Annotated in this window: 15 protein-coding genes; 4 read left to right on the top strand and 11 right to left on the bottom strand. The window is 58.9% G+C overall.

The features are described 5' to 3' along the window. Positions 1–13: 13 nt before the first annotated feature. Together ORL50_RS21295 and ORL50_RS21290 are read right to left on the bottom strand one after the other, a co-directional pair. Positions 14–1,804, bottom strand: coding sequence for a bifunctional diguanylate cyclase/phosphodiesterase (locus ORL50_RS21295; RefSeq protein ID WP_266017807.1), 1,791 nt, complete (start codon positions 1,802–1,804; stop codon positions 14–16). A 129-nt stretch (positions 1,805–1,933) separates the two neighbouring features. Beyond that, positions 1,934–4,015 carry a carboxy terminal-processing peptidase gene (locus ORL50_RS21290; protein ID WP_266017850.1) on the bottom strand — a complete coding sequence of 694 codons (2,082 nt, stop codon included), beginning with the start codon at positions 4,013–4,015 and terminating at the stop codon, positions 1,934–1,936. Between the two features lie 139 nt (positions 4,016–4,154). On the opposite strand from ORL50_RS21290, the gene ORL50_RS21285 reads away from it, so the two are divergent. After that, entirely contained in the window at positions 4,155–5,135 is a 981-nt protein-coding gene (locus tag ORL50_RS21285) for a zinc-binding dehydrogenase (RefSeq protein WP_266017805.1), read from the top strand. Positions 5,136–5,279: 144 nt separating this feature from the next. Here ORL50_RS21285 and ORL50_RS21280 read toward each other — a convergent pair whose 3' ends face one another. From ORL50_RS21280 to ORL50_RS21255, 6 genes are all read right to left on the bottom strand, one after another. After that, the gene (locus ORL50_RS21280) at positions 5,280–5,933 is read right to left on the bottom strand and encodes an HAD family hydrolase (protein WP_266017804.1); all 654 of its coding nucleotides are present in this window, start codon (positions 5,931–5,933) and stop codon (positions 5,280–5,282) included. Between the two features lie 34 nt (positions 5,934–5,967). Further along, positions 5,968–6,957, bottom strand: coding sequence for an ABC transporter ATP-binding protein (locus ORL50_RS21275; RefSeq protein ID WP_266017803.1), 990 nt, complete (start codon positions 6,955–6,957; stop codon positions 5,968–5,970). Next, entirely contained in the window at positions 6,954–7,754 is an 801-nt protein-coding gene (locus ORL50_RS21270; protein ID WP_266017801.1) for an ABC transporter permease, read from the bottom strand. Before ORL50_RS21270 ends, ORL50_RS21275 begins: the two co-directional genes overlap by 4 nt. Next, the gene (locus ORL50_RS21265; RefSeq protein ID WP_266017848.1) at positions 7,741–8,577 is read right to left on the bottom strand and encodes an ABC transporter permease; all 837 of its coding nucleotides are present in this window, start codon (positions 8,575–8,577) and stop codon (positions 7,741–7,743) included. Before ORL50_RS21265 ends, ORL50_RS21270 begins: the two co-directional genes overlap by 14 nt. A 5-nt stretch (positions 8,578–8,582) precedes the next feature. Further along, positions 8,583–9,389, bottom strand: coding sequence for an alkaline phosphatase family protein (locus ORL50_RS21260; protein WP_266017799.1), 807 nt, complete (start codon positions 9,387–9,389; stop codon positions 8,583–8,585). Positions 9,390–9,510: 121 nt separating this feature from the next. Further along, a complete protein-coding gene (locus ORL50_RS21255; protein WP_266017797.1) occupies positions 9,511–10,575 on the bottom strand; it encodes an ABC transporter substrate-binding protein in 1,065 nt (354 codons plus the stop codon). A 340-nt stretch (positions 10,576–10,915) separates the two neighbouring features. On the opposite strand from ORL50_RS21255, the gene ORL50_RS21250 reads away from it, so the two are divergent. Then, positions 10,916–11,629 carry a UTRA domain-containing protein gene (locus ORL50_RS21250; RefSeq protein ID WP_266017795.1) on the top strand — a complete coding sequence of 238 codons (714 nt, stop codon included), beginning with the start codon at positions 10,916–10,918 and terminating at the stop codon, positions 11,627–11,629. Between the two features lie 5 nt (positions 11,630–11,634). Here ORL50_RS21250 and ORL50_RS21245 read toward each other — a convergent pair whose 3' ends face one another. Continuing rightward, positions 11,635–12,402, bottom strand: coding sequence for a DODA-type extradiol aromatic ring-opening family dioxygenase (locus ORL50_RS21245; RefSeq protein WP_266017793.1), 768 nt, complete (start codon positions 12,400–12,402; stop codon positions 11,635–11,637). A gap of 103 nt (positions 12,403–12,505) precedes the next feature. Between ORL50_RS21245 and ORL50_RS21240 the strand changes: the two genes are divergently transcribed. Then, positions 12,506–13,162: a thiopurine S-methyltransferase gene (locus tag ORL50_RS21240; RefSeq protein WP_266017791.1), complete on the top strand. Its 657-nt coding sequence runs from the start codon at positions 12,506–12,508 to the stop codon at positions 13,160–13,162. An 83-nt stretch (positions 13,163–13,245) separates the two neighbouring features. Here the strand turns inward: ORL50_RS21240 and htpX are convergent, their stop codons facing one another. After that, entirely contained in the window at positions 13,246–14,133 is an 888-nt protein-coding gene (htpX, locus tag ORL50_RS21235) for a protease HtpX (RefSeq protein WP_045058082.1), read from the bottom strand. A 311-nt stretch (positions 14,134–14,444) separates the two neighbouring features. Further along, complete coding sequence (locus ORL50_RS21230) at positions 14,445–15,656, bottom strand: pyridoxal phosphate-dependent aminotransferase (protein ID WP_266017789.1); 1,212 nt, start codon at positions 15,654–15,656, stop codon at positions 14,445–14,447. 226 nt (positions 15,657–15,882) lie between these two features. Here ORL50_RS21230 and msrB point away from each other — a divergent pair, with 226 nt between their 5' ends. Further along, positions 15,883–16,278, top strand: coding sequence for a peptide-methionine (R)-S-oxide reductase MsrB (gene msrB, locus ORL50_RS21225; protein ID WP_266017787.1), 396 nt, complete (start codon positions 15,883–15,885; stop codon positions 16,276–16,278). The last annotated feature ends 733 nt before the right edge of the window (positions 16,279–17,011 follow it).

Here is a 17,011-nt window from a genome sequence, read left to right as displayed (position 1 = left end):
AGCGCCAATGCAATCACCGCTGGCCTACGAGCCGTTCACTCTCCGGCCTGACCGCCACCAAACTATCAATCAAATACACGCTATACCCCGGCACATTCTTCGCCTGATGCTTGGCCTGGGAAGCCATCTCCGCCAATTGGCTCGCATCGAGTTGGCTGCAGGCCTGTGGATGCAGGTGCACCACGCCAATCGACAATGACAGCAATGCAAACTCCTGGCGCACACCCTGGCGATTCGGGGCGATAAAGCAGCCGGCCTCCAAGTGCTCGCTGCGGTAGAAACGCCGGCACTGACTCTGGAAGTCATCCAGCAGTTGGTTCAAACGTTTGCGCCAGTCTTCCGGCCCGAGTACCAGCAAAAAGTCGTCGCCGCCGATGTGCCCGACAAAGTCGCGGGATGGGTCCACCCGATCATTCAGGCATTGCGCCAGGCACAGCAGCACTTCATCCCCACGACCATAGCCGTAGATGTCGTTGAAAGGCTTGAAGCTGTCGATGTCCACGTAACAGATCACTGATTCGCGTTGCTCCTGGAGCACACGCGTGAGGCACTGCTGAATCGGCACGTTGCCGGGCAGCAAAGTCAGCGGGTTGGCGTATCGGGCCTGCTGGATCTTCAGTTCGGTGATCAGCTTGAGCACGTCGATCACCCGGCCCAGCCCCAGATAGCCGCCATTGAGGGTGATGATGAAATCCTCCTCGATGCGCTGTCGCGCCCGACTGGTGATCAGACGGCTGACTTGCTGCAGCGATTGGCTCATCTCCACGGCAAGAAAGTCATCGCTCATCAACCGGCTGATCGGCTTGCGGGCGAACAGGTCGGTGGCGAAGGGTTTGAGCAGTGCGTCCGAGAGAGAATGCCTGTGCACGATGCCACACGGGCGGCCCTGAGCGTCCAGTACTGCCAGCGAATTCAGGTTGGCCTGGCGGCGAAAGGCTTCCAGTACCGTGGCTGTCGGCGTGTCGCGAGCCACGGCCGGTTGTTCGTTGAGCAGGGCGCTGAGGTCGCAGCCTTCGTCGTGCAGCGCCACGGTGTTGCTCTCGTGCTTGGGCAGCATAGTGCGTGCATCCCGCGGCGGTTGCTCCTGGGGACGGCACAGCAGATAACCCTGGACCAGGTCGACACCCATCTCCGTCAGCACTGCCAGTTCTTCCACCAGCTCGATGCCTTCGGCGATCACCTGCGCACGAGAAGCTTTGGCGATTTGCAGGATCGAGCCGACGAATTCCCGTTTGAGCGCGTCCTGATGAATGCCGTCGATGAAGTGTCGGTCGATCTTCACATAGTCCGGGCGCAGCTCCGACCACAGCCGCAAGCTGGAATACCCTGCGCCCAGGTCATCCAGGGCAATGGAAAACCCCATGGCCCGGTAGTGATGCAAAGCAGTTTGCAACAGCTGGAAGTCGTCAGTCGGGGTCTGTTCGGTGAGCTCGATTACCACCTGGCTGGGCAGAATTGCGAAATCCTGCAGCAGCTGCAGTGTGCGCCCAGGTTGATGCGCAGCTTCGAGCAGGGATTCCGGTGAGACGTTCAGGAACAGCTTGCCGGGCAGTTGCTGCTTGTTGAAGCGGCGGCAGGCACTCTCGCGACAGGCGATCTCCAGCTCGCTCAGGCGACCTGCCTGGCGGGCCACGGCGAACAGTGCAAGGGGGGAGTGCAGAGGGCTGTTGGATGGGCCGCGAGTGAGGGCTTCATAGCCGATCACGCGTTTTTCCGATAAGCAGACAATCGGCTGGAACAGGCTGTGCAATCCACCCTGAGTCAGTATTGAACCCAGTGCGCTCAGCTGTTCGGTCGTGGTCATGGCAATCTCTGGCGAAAAAAAAGGACCGGACGAGCGCTTGGTCAAGCGCGCGTCCGGTCCCGTATTTCACGACAGAATGATGACTATTTGATGACGCTCCGCAGAGCATCATCCGGTATTGCCATCCTCTTAGTGCTTGGCCACTGCGGTATTGAGCTTGAGGTAGTCCAGCAGAATACGACCCGTCTCGCTCAGATAAGCGTCGTCTTCCGGCTTGGTCTTGTCCGGCTCCGCCGCGATGGCGTCCTCGTCTTCTTTCTTCAGCTCTTTGAGCGGTTCTTCGCCCTTGGCCTTGCGCCGGATGTTTTCCATGACCAGCTGTTTGTTTTCGATATCGGCGTGTTGAGCGCGACGCTCGGCTTCATTGAGGCTGACGGTTTTTTCTTCCATCAACTTCTGCGCCAGTGCCAGCTTGTCACGGATGAACACGAACTCCGCGTCCTTGCCGGTACGCAGGTCATGCTCGGATTTGAGCTGCGCCAGGTACGGTTTGAACGGATCGGCTGCCGGCTTGATGGCGGCCTTGATGGTGTCCCACGGCATGGCTTCCGGCAGTGCGCTCTCGCCGATTTCCTTGGTGTCGATGATCGACGGGTAGTCGATGTCCGGCAGGACGCCCTGATGCTGGGTGCTCTGGCCGGATACCCGGTAGAACTTGGCCAGGGTCAGCTTCAGTTCGCCATGGTTCAGCGGCTGGATAGTTTGCACGGTGCCTTTGCCGAAGGTCTGGCCGCCGATGATCAGTGCGCGGTGATAGTCCTGCATGGCGCCGGCGAAAATCTCCGAAGCCGAGGCCGACAAGCGGTTGACCAGCAATGCCATCGGGCCCTTGTAGAACGCGCCAGGGTTCTCGTCTTCAAGGACGTCGACGCGGCCGTCGGCATTACGCACCAGCACGGTCGGACCTTTGTCGATGAACAGGCTGGTCAGCTCGGTGGCTTCCTGCAGGGAGCCGCCGCCGTTGTTGCGCAAGTCGATGACCACGCCATCGACTTTTTCTTTCTGCAACTCGGTCAGCAGTTTCTTGACGTCGCGAGTGGTGCTCTTGTAGTCCGGATCACCAGCGCGGAAGGCCTTGAAGTCCAGGTAGAACGCTGGAATCTCGATGACGCCCAGCTTGTAATCCTTGCCATCCTGCTTGAGGTTGAGGACCGACTTCTTCACCGCCTGGTCTTCAAGCTTCACCGCTTCACGGGTGATCGGCACGATCTTGCTGGTCTGGTCGTTTGGCGCATTGCTGGCCGGAATCACTTCCAGGCGCACCACGGTGCCCTTCGGGCCGCGGATCAGCTTGACCACTTCGTCCAGGCGCCAGCCGACCACGTCGACCATCTCTTTGTTACCTTGGGCAACGCCGATGATCTTGTCCGCCGGCGCGACCTGCTTGGTCTTGTCGGCCGGGCCCGCAGGCACCAGGCGCACGACTTTCACCTGATCGTTGTCGCTCTGCAACACGGCGCCGATGCCTTCGAGGGACAGGCTCATGTTGATGTCGAAGTTCTCCGCGTTATCCGGCGACAGATAATTGGTGTGCGGGTCGTAGGACATGGCAAAGGTGTTGATGTACGCCTGGAAGATATCTTCCGCGCGGGTCTGGTCCAGACGCGCCAGTTGATTCTTGTAGCGCTTGGTCAAGGTTTCCTGGATCTGCTTGGAGTCCTTGCCCGCGATCTTCTGGCGCAGCACTTCGTCCTTGACGCGTTTGCGCCACAGGTCGTCAAGCTCGGCGGTGGACTTGAGCCATGGAGCGTCCTTGCGGTCGATCAGCAAGGTTTCCTTGGTCGTGAAGTCGATTTTGTCGACGCCCTTGTTCAGCTCGGCAAGGGCGAAGTCCAGGCGCGCCTTGACGCGGTCCAGATAGCGCTTGTAGATGGTGAACCCGGCGTTGAGATCGCCGCTTTTCAGGAAGTCGTCGAACTGGGTCTTCCACTTGTTGAATTCGTTGATGTCGCTTGCCATGAAATAGCTGCGCGACGGATCCAGCAGCTTCAGGTAGCTGTCGTAGATGATCACCGAGCGCGCGTCGTCGAGCGGCGGCTTGCTGTAGTGATGGCGCTTGAGCAACTCGACGACGTTCAGGCTCGCGATCACTTCGTCACGATCAGGCTGAAGCTTGTCCCAGCTATTGGCTGCAAACGAATTGGTCGACATCGGCAGCAGGCCGATACCAATGACTAGAGCTAGGGCGGTGCTGGGGAAAAAATGCTTCATGCTGATTCGACGCGGGGACAATTGATCACGCATATTAGGCCGTCTTTGAAGTCGCCGGTTCCACGAGGGCCGGTCGCATAATGCAAGAAAGCCCGACGCTACAGCTACGGGCTCAGTCCAGACTCACTATGGAGGCACTGTGAAAGCATTGCAAGGCGTGGAAGGTCAAGTGGTATGGGCGCAAGTGCCCAGTCCTACCTGTGATGTAGGACAAGTTCGCATCCGTGTGTCGGCTGCGGGACTGAATCGAGCGGATTTATTGCAAAAAGCCGGGCTTTATCCGCCTCCGCCGGGAGCCAGCCATGTGCTGGGTCTAGAGTGTTCGGGGATCATCAGCGAGGTGGGCGCGGGCTCTTCGTGGCAGGTGGGTGATCGAGTCTGCGCCTTGCTGGCCGGGGGCGGGATGGCCGAAGAGGTGGTTGTCGACGGGCGGCATGTGTTGCCAGTTCCGCAAGGCCTGTCTTTGGCTGAAGCCGCAGCGCTTCCTGAGGTCTATGCCACCGTTTGGTTGAATCTGTTTCAACTTGCAGGGCTCAAACCCGGTGAGAAAGTTCTGCTGCACGCCGGAGCAAGTGGAATCGGTTCAGCCGCCATTCAGCTGTGCAAGGCATTTGGCAACCCGTGCTGGGTCAGCGTCGGCTCTTCGGAGCGTCTGGCCTACTGCGAGGCGTTGGGCGCCCAGGGTGGCGTAATCCGCGGCAGTGATCTGGACAGCTTGAATGACCTCGGGCCATTCAATGTCATCCTCGATCCTGTCGGGGGCAATTATTCAGCGCTCAATCTCAAGCTGCTGGCCAGTGATGGCCGATGGGTCCTGATCGGATTGATGGGCGGCCGTGAGGCGAAGCTGGACCTGGCCCAGGTGCTGGCCAAGCGCTTGCAACTGCTGGGTTCGACCTTGCGCGCCAGGGATGACCAGTTCAAGGCCGACCTGTTCAGCGACTTGAATCAGCACGTGTGGCCGCTGTTTGCGGAGGGGCGGTTGAGTCCGCAGGGGCGGTTGAGTCCGCAGTTGGCGAAGACTTATGCGATTGGAGATGCGGAAGCGGCGTTTGCCGAGCTGGCTAGCAATCAGGTTGCCGGGAAGTTAGTCCTGATAATTGACGAAACCCTTACCTGACAACCCAGATCCTGTTGGAGAAGACTGACTTTGTGGGAGCAAGGCTTGCCCGCGATGGAAGCGCTGTGATTCACGGGCTGGACCGCGTTATCGTTCATCGCGGGCAAGCCTTGCTCCCACAGGCTCGCTCCTACAGGGAGTGGGTTATTTCCAGAGATGGATCGGCCAGCCGGCTTTTTCGGCATGCTCAAGCAACACCGGATCCGGGTTCACCACGTGTGGGAAATCTACCTTTAATAACAGCGGCAAATCGTTGCGTGAGTCCGAGTAGAAACTCGCACCCTCCAGGTTCTCCTCTTCGGCATCCAGCCATTCCAGCAGCCGGGTAATCTTGCCTTCGCGGTAGGTCAGGGTGCCGACGGTGTTGCCGCTGTACACACCGTGCGCCACTTCCAGTTCGATCCCGAGAATCTCATCGATGCCCAGGCGGTCGGCAATCGGCCTGACCAGGTGAGTGCCCGAGGCGGAGATCACCAGGATCCGGTCGCCTGCCTTGCGGTGGGCAGCGATGGTTTTGGTGGCATCGCTGAAGATGATCGGCTCGATATAGTCCTCCACCCATGGCCCCACCAGATGATCGATCTCTTCCGGGGTGCGGCCGATCATGGGTTCCAGGCTGAAGGTCATGTAATCCTCCATCCGCAGCTTGCCGTGGCTGTAGGCGTCCATCAGCTCGTTGTTCTGCCGCATGAACGATTCGGGATCGACCCACCCCAACCGCCCCATCTGTTCGCTCCAGAGGGTGGCGCAGTCGCCGTGAATCAAGGTTTCGTCCAGATCAAAAATTGCCAGGGCCATCAGTACGTTTCTCTCTTCAACATCAGCAAGGTCATCAGGCTACCTCACACAGGGCAGTCGGATCGATGGAAAGCGCCAGGCGCTGACCATCAGGGTGCAGATCGGCGGCGGAGCGGTTCAGCACATCCACTACCAATTCCACGCCCCGGGCTTCGATTCGGTAGCGAATCACATTGCCCAGCAGGCTGTGGCTGCGCACCTGGGCATCCAGCTCTCCGTTGAGGCTGAGCTCGATGGCTTCCGGACGAATGGCGATGCGTCCGCTCACCGGTCTTTGCAACAATTTTGATGCACTGTGCGCATCCAGCAGGTTGTAGTTGCCGATGAAGCCTGCGGCAAACACGTCGACAGGCGCGGTGTACAAAGTTTCTGCATCGCCGCTCTGTACGATCTTTCCCTGATTCATCAGGAAAATTCTGTCAGACATGGTCAGGGCCTCTTCCTGATCGTGTGTAACAAAGATCGTGGTCAGGCCCAGTTCACGCTGGATCTGCCGGATTTGTTCGCGCAAATGCTTGCGAATTCGCGCATCCAGCGCCGACAGCGGTTCATCCAGCAGCAACAAGCGTGGGCGAGTTACCAGGGAGCGGGCCAGGGCAACGCGCTGGCATTGGCCGCCAGACAGTTGGTGCGGATAGCGACTGGCGAAATCGTTCAACTCCACCAGCCCCAGTACTTCGGCGACTCGTTTGTGGCTGTCGTCGGCATTGACTTTCTGCATGCGCAGACCGAATGCCACGTTCTGCTCTACGGTCATGTTCGGGAACAATGCGTAGCTCTGGAAGACCATGCCGATCCCGCGTTTCTGCGGGCTCACAGGCACCAGGTCGACACCGTCCAGCAAAATTTTCCCGCCGTCGACCGGGGTCAGCCCGGCGATGCAGCGCAACAGGGTGGACTTGCCGCAGCCGGAAGGGCCGAGCAGGGTGACGAACTCGCCTTTGCGAATTTCACAGTTGATGTCGCTGAACACCGTGGTGCCCGCGTAATTTTTCTCCAGATGTTGGACGCTGACGTAGCTCATTCGCTTTTGTCCTTGTTCAAGATAGTGGCCACCCAAGTCAGAACCAGCACAAAAAAGAAGTAGGAAATTACCAGCGCACTGGTGAAGTGGCCGCTGCTATTACGCATGTTGTTGAGATAGACCTGCAGGGTTTCGTAGCGGGTGCCGACCAGAATGTTGGCGAACACGAATTCACCGAACAGGAACGAGAACGACAGCAGCAGTGCCACCATCAGGCCTTTGCGCAGGTTCGGCAGCACCACCAGGAAGGCGGCCTGCCAGGTGCTGGCGCCGAGCAACTGGGCGGCGTCCATCAGGTCGCGCAGGTTGATCGCTTGCAGGTTATTGGTGATCGCCCGGTACATGAAGGGCAGTGCCACAGTGAAGTAGCAGCCGATCAGAATCCACGGAGTACCCACCATCGCGAACGGACCTGAGCCATAAAGCTGCAACAGTCCCACCGACGACACCACCGGCGGCACCGCGAAGGGCAGCAGGATCAGGATATTCATCAGCACGTCGAGTTTTGGGAAGTGGTAATGCACCACGAACAGCAGCGGCAGGATCAGCACTACCGCCAGAATCAGCGCGCCGACGCACACCAGCAGCGACTGGCCAAATGCGTGGAGGAAGCGCGGATCACTCCACAATTGCACATACCACTTGAACGTGAAGCCGCTGGGCAGGATGGTCGCCGACCAGCTGCTGGCGATTGAATAGATCAGGGTGCCGGCCAGCGGCAGCAATAGCATCGCAAACAGCAGGTACACCACGACCCGGTGGTAAATGCCGGCCGGACCCAGTTCAGCGCGAGACATGGTAGCTCCTCTTCAACAGCAGCTGATGCACGATGGTCACCAGGGTCATCAACGCCACGAGCACCACGGCCAGGGCGCTGGCGAGGTTCGGGTCGAGGGAAATGTCGCCGGAAACCATGGCGGCGATTCGAATCGGCAGCACGTTGAAGTTGCCGGTAGTCAGGGCGAACACCGTGGCGTAGGCGCCGAGTGCGTTGGCCAGCAGGATCACGAAAGTGCCCAGCAGCGCAGGCGTCAGCACCGGCAGGCCGATGTGGCGCCAGAACTGCCAGCCGTTGGCACCGAGTAGTGCGGCGGACTCGCGCCAGTCTTCACGCAATGCATCGAATGCCGGGTACAGCAACAGCACGCCGAGAGGAATCTGGAAATAGGTGTAGAGAATGATCAGCCCGGTTTTCGAGTACAGGTTGAAATCCTGAATGATCCCGGCCTGTTTGAGCATGATGGTGAAGCTGCCGTTGAAGCCCAGCAGGATGATGAATGCAAACGCCAGGGGGACGCCGGAAAAGTTGCTGGTCATGTTGGCGAACGCATTGACGAAGTTGCGTAGCCTGGAATCGACCCGGCGCAGCGAGTAGGCGCCAAGCACCGCGATGATGATGCCGAATACGCTCGACCAGAAACTGATCTCCAGGCTGTACTGGATCGCCTGCAGATAAAACTTCGAGTTGAAGATTTTCGTGAAGTTGGCCAGGCCCCAGCCATACTCCTGCGACTCCAGGCTATTGATCATGACCCACAGCAGCGGGGCAATCTGAAACACGATAAAGAACAGTGCAAAAGGCACCAGGCACAGGGCCGCCAACCATTTGCCGCGAGTCATGGTGGTCACTTGAGGAGCTCCCGGCACACAGGTTTGTCGTGGGCCACGCCCAGGAGTTCGCAGACCGTGCCGCAGATCTCAAGCTGCTGCGGCGCAGCATTGGCGTTGAGACTGAAGGCATCGCCGAGTACGAACAGCGGCACTTCGCGTTCTTCGGCCAGCAGGCCGTTGTGCGACCGATCATTGTTCATGCCGTGGTCGGCGGTCACCAGCACCTGGTACCCGGCGTCGAGCCAGCCTTGCAGGTAATCGGCGAGGATGATGTCAGCGGAACGCGCACTGTTGCGATATTGCGAGGAGTCCAAGCCATGCTTGTGTCCGGCGTCGTCGATGTTCATCGGGTGGACCAGAAGGAAATTCGGCGAGTGCTGCAGGCGCAGGTGTTCGGCGTCGGCGAACAGGTGCGAATCGGGGTAGTGATCATTCCAGTAGAAGTGCGCGTGCTGGATAGGCAGGGCAGGATCGTCGGTATGCCGGTCCCGGGCGGCCACGAACGGTGATCGGTTGTACAGCTCGCTAACCCAGTGATAAGCCGCGGCGGCAGTCTTCAGACCGGCATCGCGGGCGTAGTGATAGATGCTGCGCTGGTTGGACAGGCGCGAGACATTGTTATGGACGATGCCGCTGTCGATCGGCGCGACGCCGGTGAGGATGCATTCGTAAAGCGGACGGGATAGGGCCGGCAGTTCACATTGCAGCTTGTAGAGCGCCGCGCGTCCTGCGCCGACATACGCCTGCAGGTGCCCCATGGCGTGACGTGCGACCTCATGGTTGAGGCCGTCGAGCACGACAAGGATGACGTTGTGTTTCATAGGGGCGATGACTCCAAAATCAGTGCTGAACGGTGTAGGAGCTGTGGCAGGCAGCGATCTTTTGATGTTGCTTGAAAAAAACAAAAGATCGCAGCCTGAGGCAGCTCCTACGGATGCAGCATTACTGCATGTTGATAATCACTTCTTCCTGCCACTTCTGCGGCAGCGATTTGGAGGTCTTTTCCCACGCGTCCGCGTCCTTGATCGGCGTCACGCCTTTGTACTGCTCGTTTGGCAACAGCTTGGCCTTGACGTCATCCGGCAGCTTCACGTGTTCGGCGCGGATCGGACGGGCGTTGCCGCGCGCCAGGTTGGTCTGGCCGGCATCGCTGAAGATGTACTCGCGGGTGAGCTTGGCGGCGTTAGGGTTTTTTGCGTATTTGTTGATGATGGTGGTGTAGCCGGAAATGACCGAACCATCGGAAGGAATCAGCACGGTGTAGTCATCCGGGTTCGCCATCTTGGCTTTGTAACTAAGGCCGTTGAAATCCCAGACCACGCCAACTTCGATCTCGCCCTTTTCAATGGTGGCAATGGTCGGGTTGGCCATCGACAGGCGCCCTTGCTTGGCGATGTCGGCAAACATCAGCAGGGCGGGCTGGATGTTCTTCTCGTCACCGCCATTGGCCAGGGCAGCAGCCAGTACTCCGTTGGCTGCCTGGGCCGCGGTGCTGACATCACCAATGGAGACCTTGTATTTGCCGTTCTTCAGGTCCGCCCACTTGGTTGGAGCTTCGGAACCGTGCAACAGCTTCTTGTTGATGATGAATGCGATGGTGCCGGTGTAGGCCAGCGCCCAGTTACCGTCCTTGTCCTTGGCCCATTCAGGTATTTGGTCCCAGGTGGTCGGCTTATACGGTTGCACTACGCCTTGCTTGACCGCGATCGGGCCGAAAGCTGCCCCCACGTCGCCAATGTCCGCGCTGGCGTTATCTTTTTCGGCGGCGAACTTGGCGATTTCCTGAGCGGAGCTCATGTCGGTGTCAATGTGTTTCAGGCCATAGGTCTTGGCGAGGTCATCCCAGGTGCCTTTCCAGTTGGCCCAGTCATCGGGCATGCCGACGCTGTTGACCGCGCCTTCCGCTTTCGCCGCGGCCTCAAGGGTTTTCAAATCATCAGCCGCCATGGCGGCGGTGCACATGGCAATGGTCGAGCCTAACAGTGATGCCAGGAAAAGCTGTTTCATCCGAAGCTCCTTTTGGGCGTTTTCAACGCTGCGATTGCGGTTGTGTTGGTCTAGGTCAGCAATACCTGAGCCAATTTAGGCGGCCTGGATGACATTTTGATGTCGATGGCCGGCCTGCGAGTATTTCCAGAGACGAAAACCTCAGGCTGCGAAGTAAGCGTAGACCATGGCTAAGGGGCTGATATGAAAGGAGATGGCCGTGTTATTGCAGGCAACCATCAGTGCCGTTGGGCATTTTTGTCATCCGCCAGTCACATGCAGTGCCTAGGCTGGTTGCAGGCGAGAACCGTGCGGGTCTCGCCCCGAAATAGTGCTGGTCTAGTCCAGATAGGTAACGTTGATGCACATCGAGACCACCAAAGCGGTGACAGCAATCGGGCAGGTGCTGCAGGAGCAACTCGATCACGGACTGTTGGCACCCGGAAGCAAACTGCCAGCGGAGCGCAAGCTCAGTGAGTTGTTCGGTACCACCCGGATTACCGTGCGCGAGGCGCTGTTGCAGCTGGAAGCGCAAGGGCAGATCTATCGCGAAGAGCGCCGGGGCTGGTTTGTTTCGCCGCCACGCCTGGCTTACAACCTGATGCAACGCAGCCATTTTCACGCGATGGTCAGCGCCCAGGGCCGGGTGCCGTCGACTGAAGTGATCAGCGCTCGCCTGCAGCCGGCGTCAGCGGCGGTCTGTGCCTGGCTGCAGTTGCCGGCGCTGTCCAGTGTGATCCAGATTCGCCGGGCGCGGCGGATTGACGAGCGGCTGGTGCTGTACGTCGAGCACTACCTCAATCCACGGTTTTTCCCCGGAATTCTCGACTTTGATCTGAATCAGTCCATCACCGAGCTGTATGCCCGGCATTACGACCTGCATTACGGCAGGGTGCGCTTCGAGATCGTGCCGACGGCGCTCTCGGTAGACGCGTCAGCCGCGCTGCGGGTGTCGGTGGGCAGCCCGGGCTTGCGCATTGCCCGGGTCAATTACGACCAGCACGAGCGGCTGATCGACTGCGACCTGGAGTTCTGGCGACACGATGCCATTCATGTCGGCGTCGATGTCACCTGACCTGCTCAGCCGAATCGATAGATGTCCATCCCCAGGGCGCCCATGGTGAAACCTTTGTGACTGACGCTGAATGGTCCTCCGGCGCCGCGAGCGAAGTACAGCGGCAGCAGGTGTTCATCGCTGGGATGATTACGCACCGCGTTCGGGGCTTGCCGGCGGTAATCGTGCAGCGCGACTTCATCGTTGGCGGCGAGTCTCTCGATCATCCATTCACGGAACGTCTCGGCCCAAGGCTCGACGCTTTCTGGCCCTGCGTGCCAGTCAAGCTCGCCAAGGTTATGGGTGATGCTGCCTGAACCGATCAACAGTACCCCTTGTTCACGCAGGCTTGAGAGGGCCTGGCCAACGCGGGTCTGCAACGCGGGGCCGCCACGGGTGGGCAGCGAGACCTGCACCACCGGGATATCTGCCTGTGGGTACATCAGCGACAGGGGTACCCAGACTCCGTGGTCAAATGGCCTTTTGGCGTCGATGCGCGCGGGCAAGTCGGCAGACTTGAGCAGTTCAACAATCTCCAGCGCCAGTTGCGGATCGCCGGGCGCAGGGTATTGCACCTCGAATAGCGCCTTGGGAAAACCGCCAAAGTCGTGCCAGGTAGCCGGTTGTGGGTTGCCGCTGACCAGCAGTTCGGTGCTTTCCCAATGCGCCGAAACAATCACGATGGCTTTGGGTTGCGGTAATTCGCCAGCAAGCCGCGCCAGGGCGGGGCCGCTCGCCCCCGGTTGCAGCGCAAGCATGGGCGAGCCGTGGGATATATACAGGCTGGGGAACATGAGAGAGCTCCTGAGAGTTAAGATGGGCTCATCTTCAGTCAGATCATTGATCTAAATCTAATATAAGTTTTAGGGTGTTTTGATCGAATTTTCGGGGTTATTTATGCAGCCGGAGTTTTGGCACAAGCGTTGGCAGTCGAATCAGATCGGCTTCCATCTGCGGGAAGTGAATCCTTATCTGCAACGGTTCTGGCGCCAATTGGACCTGGAAGAGGGCGCTCGCGTGTTGGTGCCGTTGTGTGGGAAAAGTCTGGATCTGCTGTGGCTCGCTGGTCAGGGGCACGAAGTACTGGGGATTGAACTGTCGGAAAAGGCCGTCGAGGACTTCTTCAGTGAACATCAATTCGACCCGGATGTCAGCGAACAGGGGCCATTCAAGGTCTACCGTGCCGGTTCGATCGAGCTGTGGTGTGGAGATTTCTTCGATTTAACCGCAGGGGATGTGGCTGACTGCGCCGGTCTATATGACCGCGCTGCGCTGATTGCGCTGCCACCGAAGATGCGCGAGGAGTACGCGGCCCACCTGAACCGGATTTTGCCAAAGGAAGCGTTGGGGCTGCTGATTACCCTCGATTACGACCAGGCGCAGAAGGACGGTCCGCCGTTTGCCGTGCTCGATGATGAGGTACAGCGCCTGTTTGGCAATTATTGGGCGTTGAAGATTCTGGAGGACCAGGATGTTCTGGGGGAGGAATGGAAGTTTGCCGAGGCCGGCGTGACGCAGCTTGAGGAGCGGGTGTATCGGGTTTCTGCCAGGTAGTTGATGGCCTGAATCAGCACCACTGATCCAGACAAATAAAAAGGCCCGCATCTCTGCGGGCCTTTCTGTTTTGGCGGAGCCTGTCAGCCGCGACGACGCAGTGCATCAATACGCTCTTCCAGCGGTGGGTGGCTCATGAACATGCGAGCAAACCCTTGCTTGATCCCACCGTTGATGCCGAACGCATTCAGCGTGTCCGGCATGTGTACCGGCAGTCCCTGTTCTGCACGCAGGCGTTGCAAGGCGCCGATCATCGCACTGGTACCGGCAAGGCGCGCACCGGCTTCGTCAGCACGGAATTCGCGTTTACGCGAGAACCACATGACGATCGAGCTTGCCAGGATGCCCAGCACCAGTTCGGCGAAGATAGTCGCGATGTAATAAGCGATGCCCTGGCCTTCTTCGTTCTTGAAGATCACTTTATCGACGAAGTTGCCGATGATTCGCGCAAAGAACATCACGAAGGTGTTCACCACGCCCTGGATCAGCGCCAGGGTGACCATGTCGCCATTGGCAACGTGGCCGATTTCGTGGGCCAGAACCGCTTTCACCTCGTCCGGCGAGAAACGTTCCAACAGACCCTGGCTGACCGCGACCAGCGCGTCGTTCTTGTTCCAGCCGGTGGCGAAGGCGTTGGCCTCATAGGCCGGGAAAATGCCGACCTCTGGCATCTTGATCCCGGCTTCCCGGGACAGTTGCTCCACGGTTTGCAGCAGCCATTGCTCGTGACGTGTGCGCGGCTGGGTAATGATCTGGGTGCTGGTGCTCATCTTCGCCATCCACTTGGAGATGAACAGCGAGAACAGGGAGCCAGCGAAACCAAAGACCGCACAGAAAATCAGCAGCTGATTGAGGTTGAGATCAACCCCGTTGGCCGCCATGAACCCGTTGAAGCCGAAAAGGCTCAGGGTGATGCTGGCAATCAGCACGACCGCCAGGTTAGTGGCCAAAAACAGCAGGATGCGCATCATGGTTGTAGAAATCTCCTCAAGCTAAAGATGTAGCGTACTGCGGGGTATATAAGGTGCTGCAACGGGCTATTCAACCGGGTGACTATTTCAAACTGTGTCCTACGGCAACAGATTAGCTGCTTGAAGGGCGTTTCCGACGACACCGAAGGAAATGCATGTCAGGCATTTCCCAGGTCCGGCCCCCGCCGTTGTTAGACCTTAGCCTGAATTCGGGCTTCGGTTGAGGAGCGCCTTGGTTATGCAGGGTAGGGGGGGAATATGTATTGCTGAATTAGTCACCGTGCGACGGGCTCGCACGGTGAACCTCGGTCTTACTGACGATAGGATTTGAGGAAATTGCCGATGCGGCCTATGGCCATATCCAGGTCATCCACTCGAGGCAGCGTCACAACCCGGAAGTGATCCGGCCACGGCCAGTTGAACGCCGTGCCCTGCACCACCAGTAGCTTTTCCGAAAGCAGCAGGTCGAGCACGAATTTCTCGTCGTTATGGATCGGGCAGATTTTCGGATCGATTCGTGGGAAGGCGTAAAGGGCGCCCATAGGTTTGACGCAACTCACACCGGGGATGTCGTTGAGCAGTTCCCAGGTCCGATTGCGCTGTTCCAGCAGACGGCCTTGAGGCAGCACGAGGTCATTGATGCTCTGGTAGCCGCCCAGAGCGGTCTGGATTGCGTGCTGGCTTGGCACGTTGGCGCACAGGCGCATGTTGGCCAGCATGTCGATGCCTTCGATGTAGCTCTGGGCGTGGTGTTTCGGGCCGGAAATGGCGATCCAGCCGGAACGGAAGCCCGCCACGCGGTAGGATTTGGACAGGCCGTTGAACGTCAGGCACAGCAGGTCCGGGGCCAGGGAGGCGGTGCAGATGTGGACGGCATCGTCGTACAGGATCTTGTCGTAGATCTCGTCGGAGAAAACCACCAGGTTGTGCTGGCGGGCCAGCTCCAGCATGCCCAGCAGGACTTCTTTCGAATACACCGCGCCGGTTGGGTTGTTCGGGTTAATGATCACCAGTGCCTTGGTGTTCGGCGTGATCTTGGCCTTGATGTCGGCCAGGTCGGGCCACCAGTTGGCTTGTTCATCGCACAGATAATGCACCGGGTTGCCGCCGGACAGGCTGACTGCAGCGGTCCACAGCGGATAGTCCGGGGCCGGCACCAGCACTTCGTCGCCGTTGTTGAGCAGGGCCTGCATCGACATCACGATCAGCTCGGAAACGCCGTTGCCCAGATAGATGTCTTCAATGCCGACGCCTTCCACCTGCTTTTGCTGGTAGTACTGCATGACGGCCTTGCGTGCGCTGAACAGCCCCTTGGAGTCACTGTAGCCTTGGGCAGTAGGCAGGTTGCGGATCACGTCCTGGAGAATTTCGTCCGGCGCTTCGAAACCAAAAGGCGCAGGATTGCCGATGTTCAGCTTGAGGATGCGATGGCCTTCCTCTTCCAGGCGTTTGGCGTGCTTGAGCACTGGGCCGCGAATGTCGTAGCAGACGTTGGCGAGCTTGTTCGATTTGCTGACCTGCATGGCGATGTGTTCCCGAAAATGAACGATCCAGGCGGCGTATGAACTACCGTACTGGGAATCCTGCGTATTCGCACAGGCCTGGCGCCTTGAGATGCGGCACCCGTAAATCCGTTTGAATGCGCGTGGTCTGGCTGCCAGACTGGCGTTTGACGAGGCGCAATCATACGTGCCGCCCGATCCGTGGAAAAGGTACAGATCGGGCTTTTTCAGCTGCTGAGGTGTGACGATGGAAAAGTTGGAAAAAACCCTGGAAGAATGGAAGGCCATGCTCGATCCGGAGCAGTACAACGTTTGCCGTCTCAAGGGCACCGAACGGCCGTTTTCCGGTAAATACAATGGCACCAAAACCGATGGTGTTTACCACTGTATCTGCTGCAACGAGGCGCTTTTTGATTCGGAGACCAAATTTGACTCAGGCTGTGGCTGGCCGAGCTTTTATGCGCCGATTGGTGACAGTGCGATGGTTGAGATTCGTGATGTCAGCCACGGGATGATTCGTACCGAGGTGGTGTGCGCCAAGTGCGATGCGCATCTGGGGCATGTGTTCCCGGATGGGCCGCCGCCTACTGGGTTGCGGTATTGCATTAACTCGGTTTGTTTGGAGCTTGTGCCTCGGGGTTGACCGCGGTTTGACTGCGGTTTGGCTGGGTTTGACCGTGTACATATCCGTTTTGTTTGTTATGGCTGCTTAGGGTTCCGCCCTTACGGCGGGTTACTTGGAAAAGCGCCAAGTAACCAAACGCTTTTTGCCCCACCACTCGGCACCTCGCTTAGGCTCGGTGTGCCCGAACGCAGGCATTGCTCCGCGGGTCGCCGCGATGGGCCATCCCTGGCCCAGCGCGGCTAAACCGGCATCCTTGCCGGTTCCCCGCTGCGCAATACCTGCGTTCGGCCATCGTGGTTAACGGGGCGTCCGCGATCAACAACCGGGCCGAGGCGGCCTGAAAGCCGACCTGGCACGAAGTTCGGCTTTGCATCGGCGGTGTTACGTGAAGGCAATTTTTGGCACAACCAAAATCCCCTGTAGGAGCCCGGCTTGCCGGCGATGGCGATCTCGCGGGCGCTATCGCTGGCAAGCCAGGCTCCTACAGGGGCGTGTTTATTCAGTAAGTATGCGTAATCGTTCACGTCCATCGCGAGCAGGGGGGGCGGCACGGCCAGAGGACAGGCACGATCAAACCAGCGCAGCGCGCCGGCTTGATGCCTTGGTCGGCCCGAAGGCCGCCACGGCGAGCTTTGGATTGCAGGCGCCCATTAACCACGCTGGCCGAACGCAGGCATTGCGTAGCGGGTAAACCGGCATGGATGCCGGTTTAGCCGCGCTGGGGCAGGGATGCCCCATCGCGGCGACCCGC

The sequence above is a fragment of the Pseudomonas sp. RIT-562 genome (assembly GCF_026241895.1).
GTDB lineage: Bacteria > Pseudomonadota > Gammaproteobacteria > Pseudomonadales > Pseudomonadaceae > Aquipseudomonas > Aquipseudomonas mandelii_F.
This window is presented reverse-complemented; position numbering and strand designations above follow the sequence as displayed.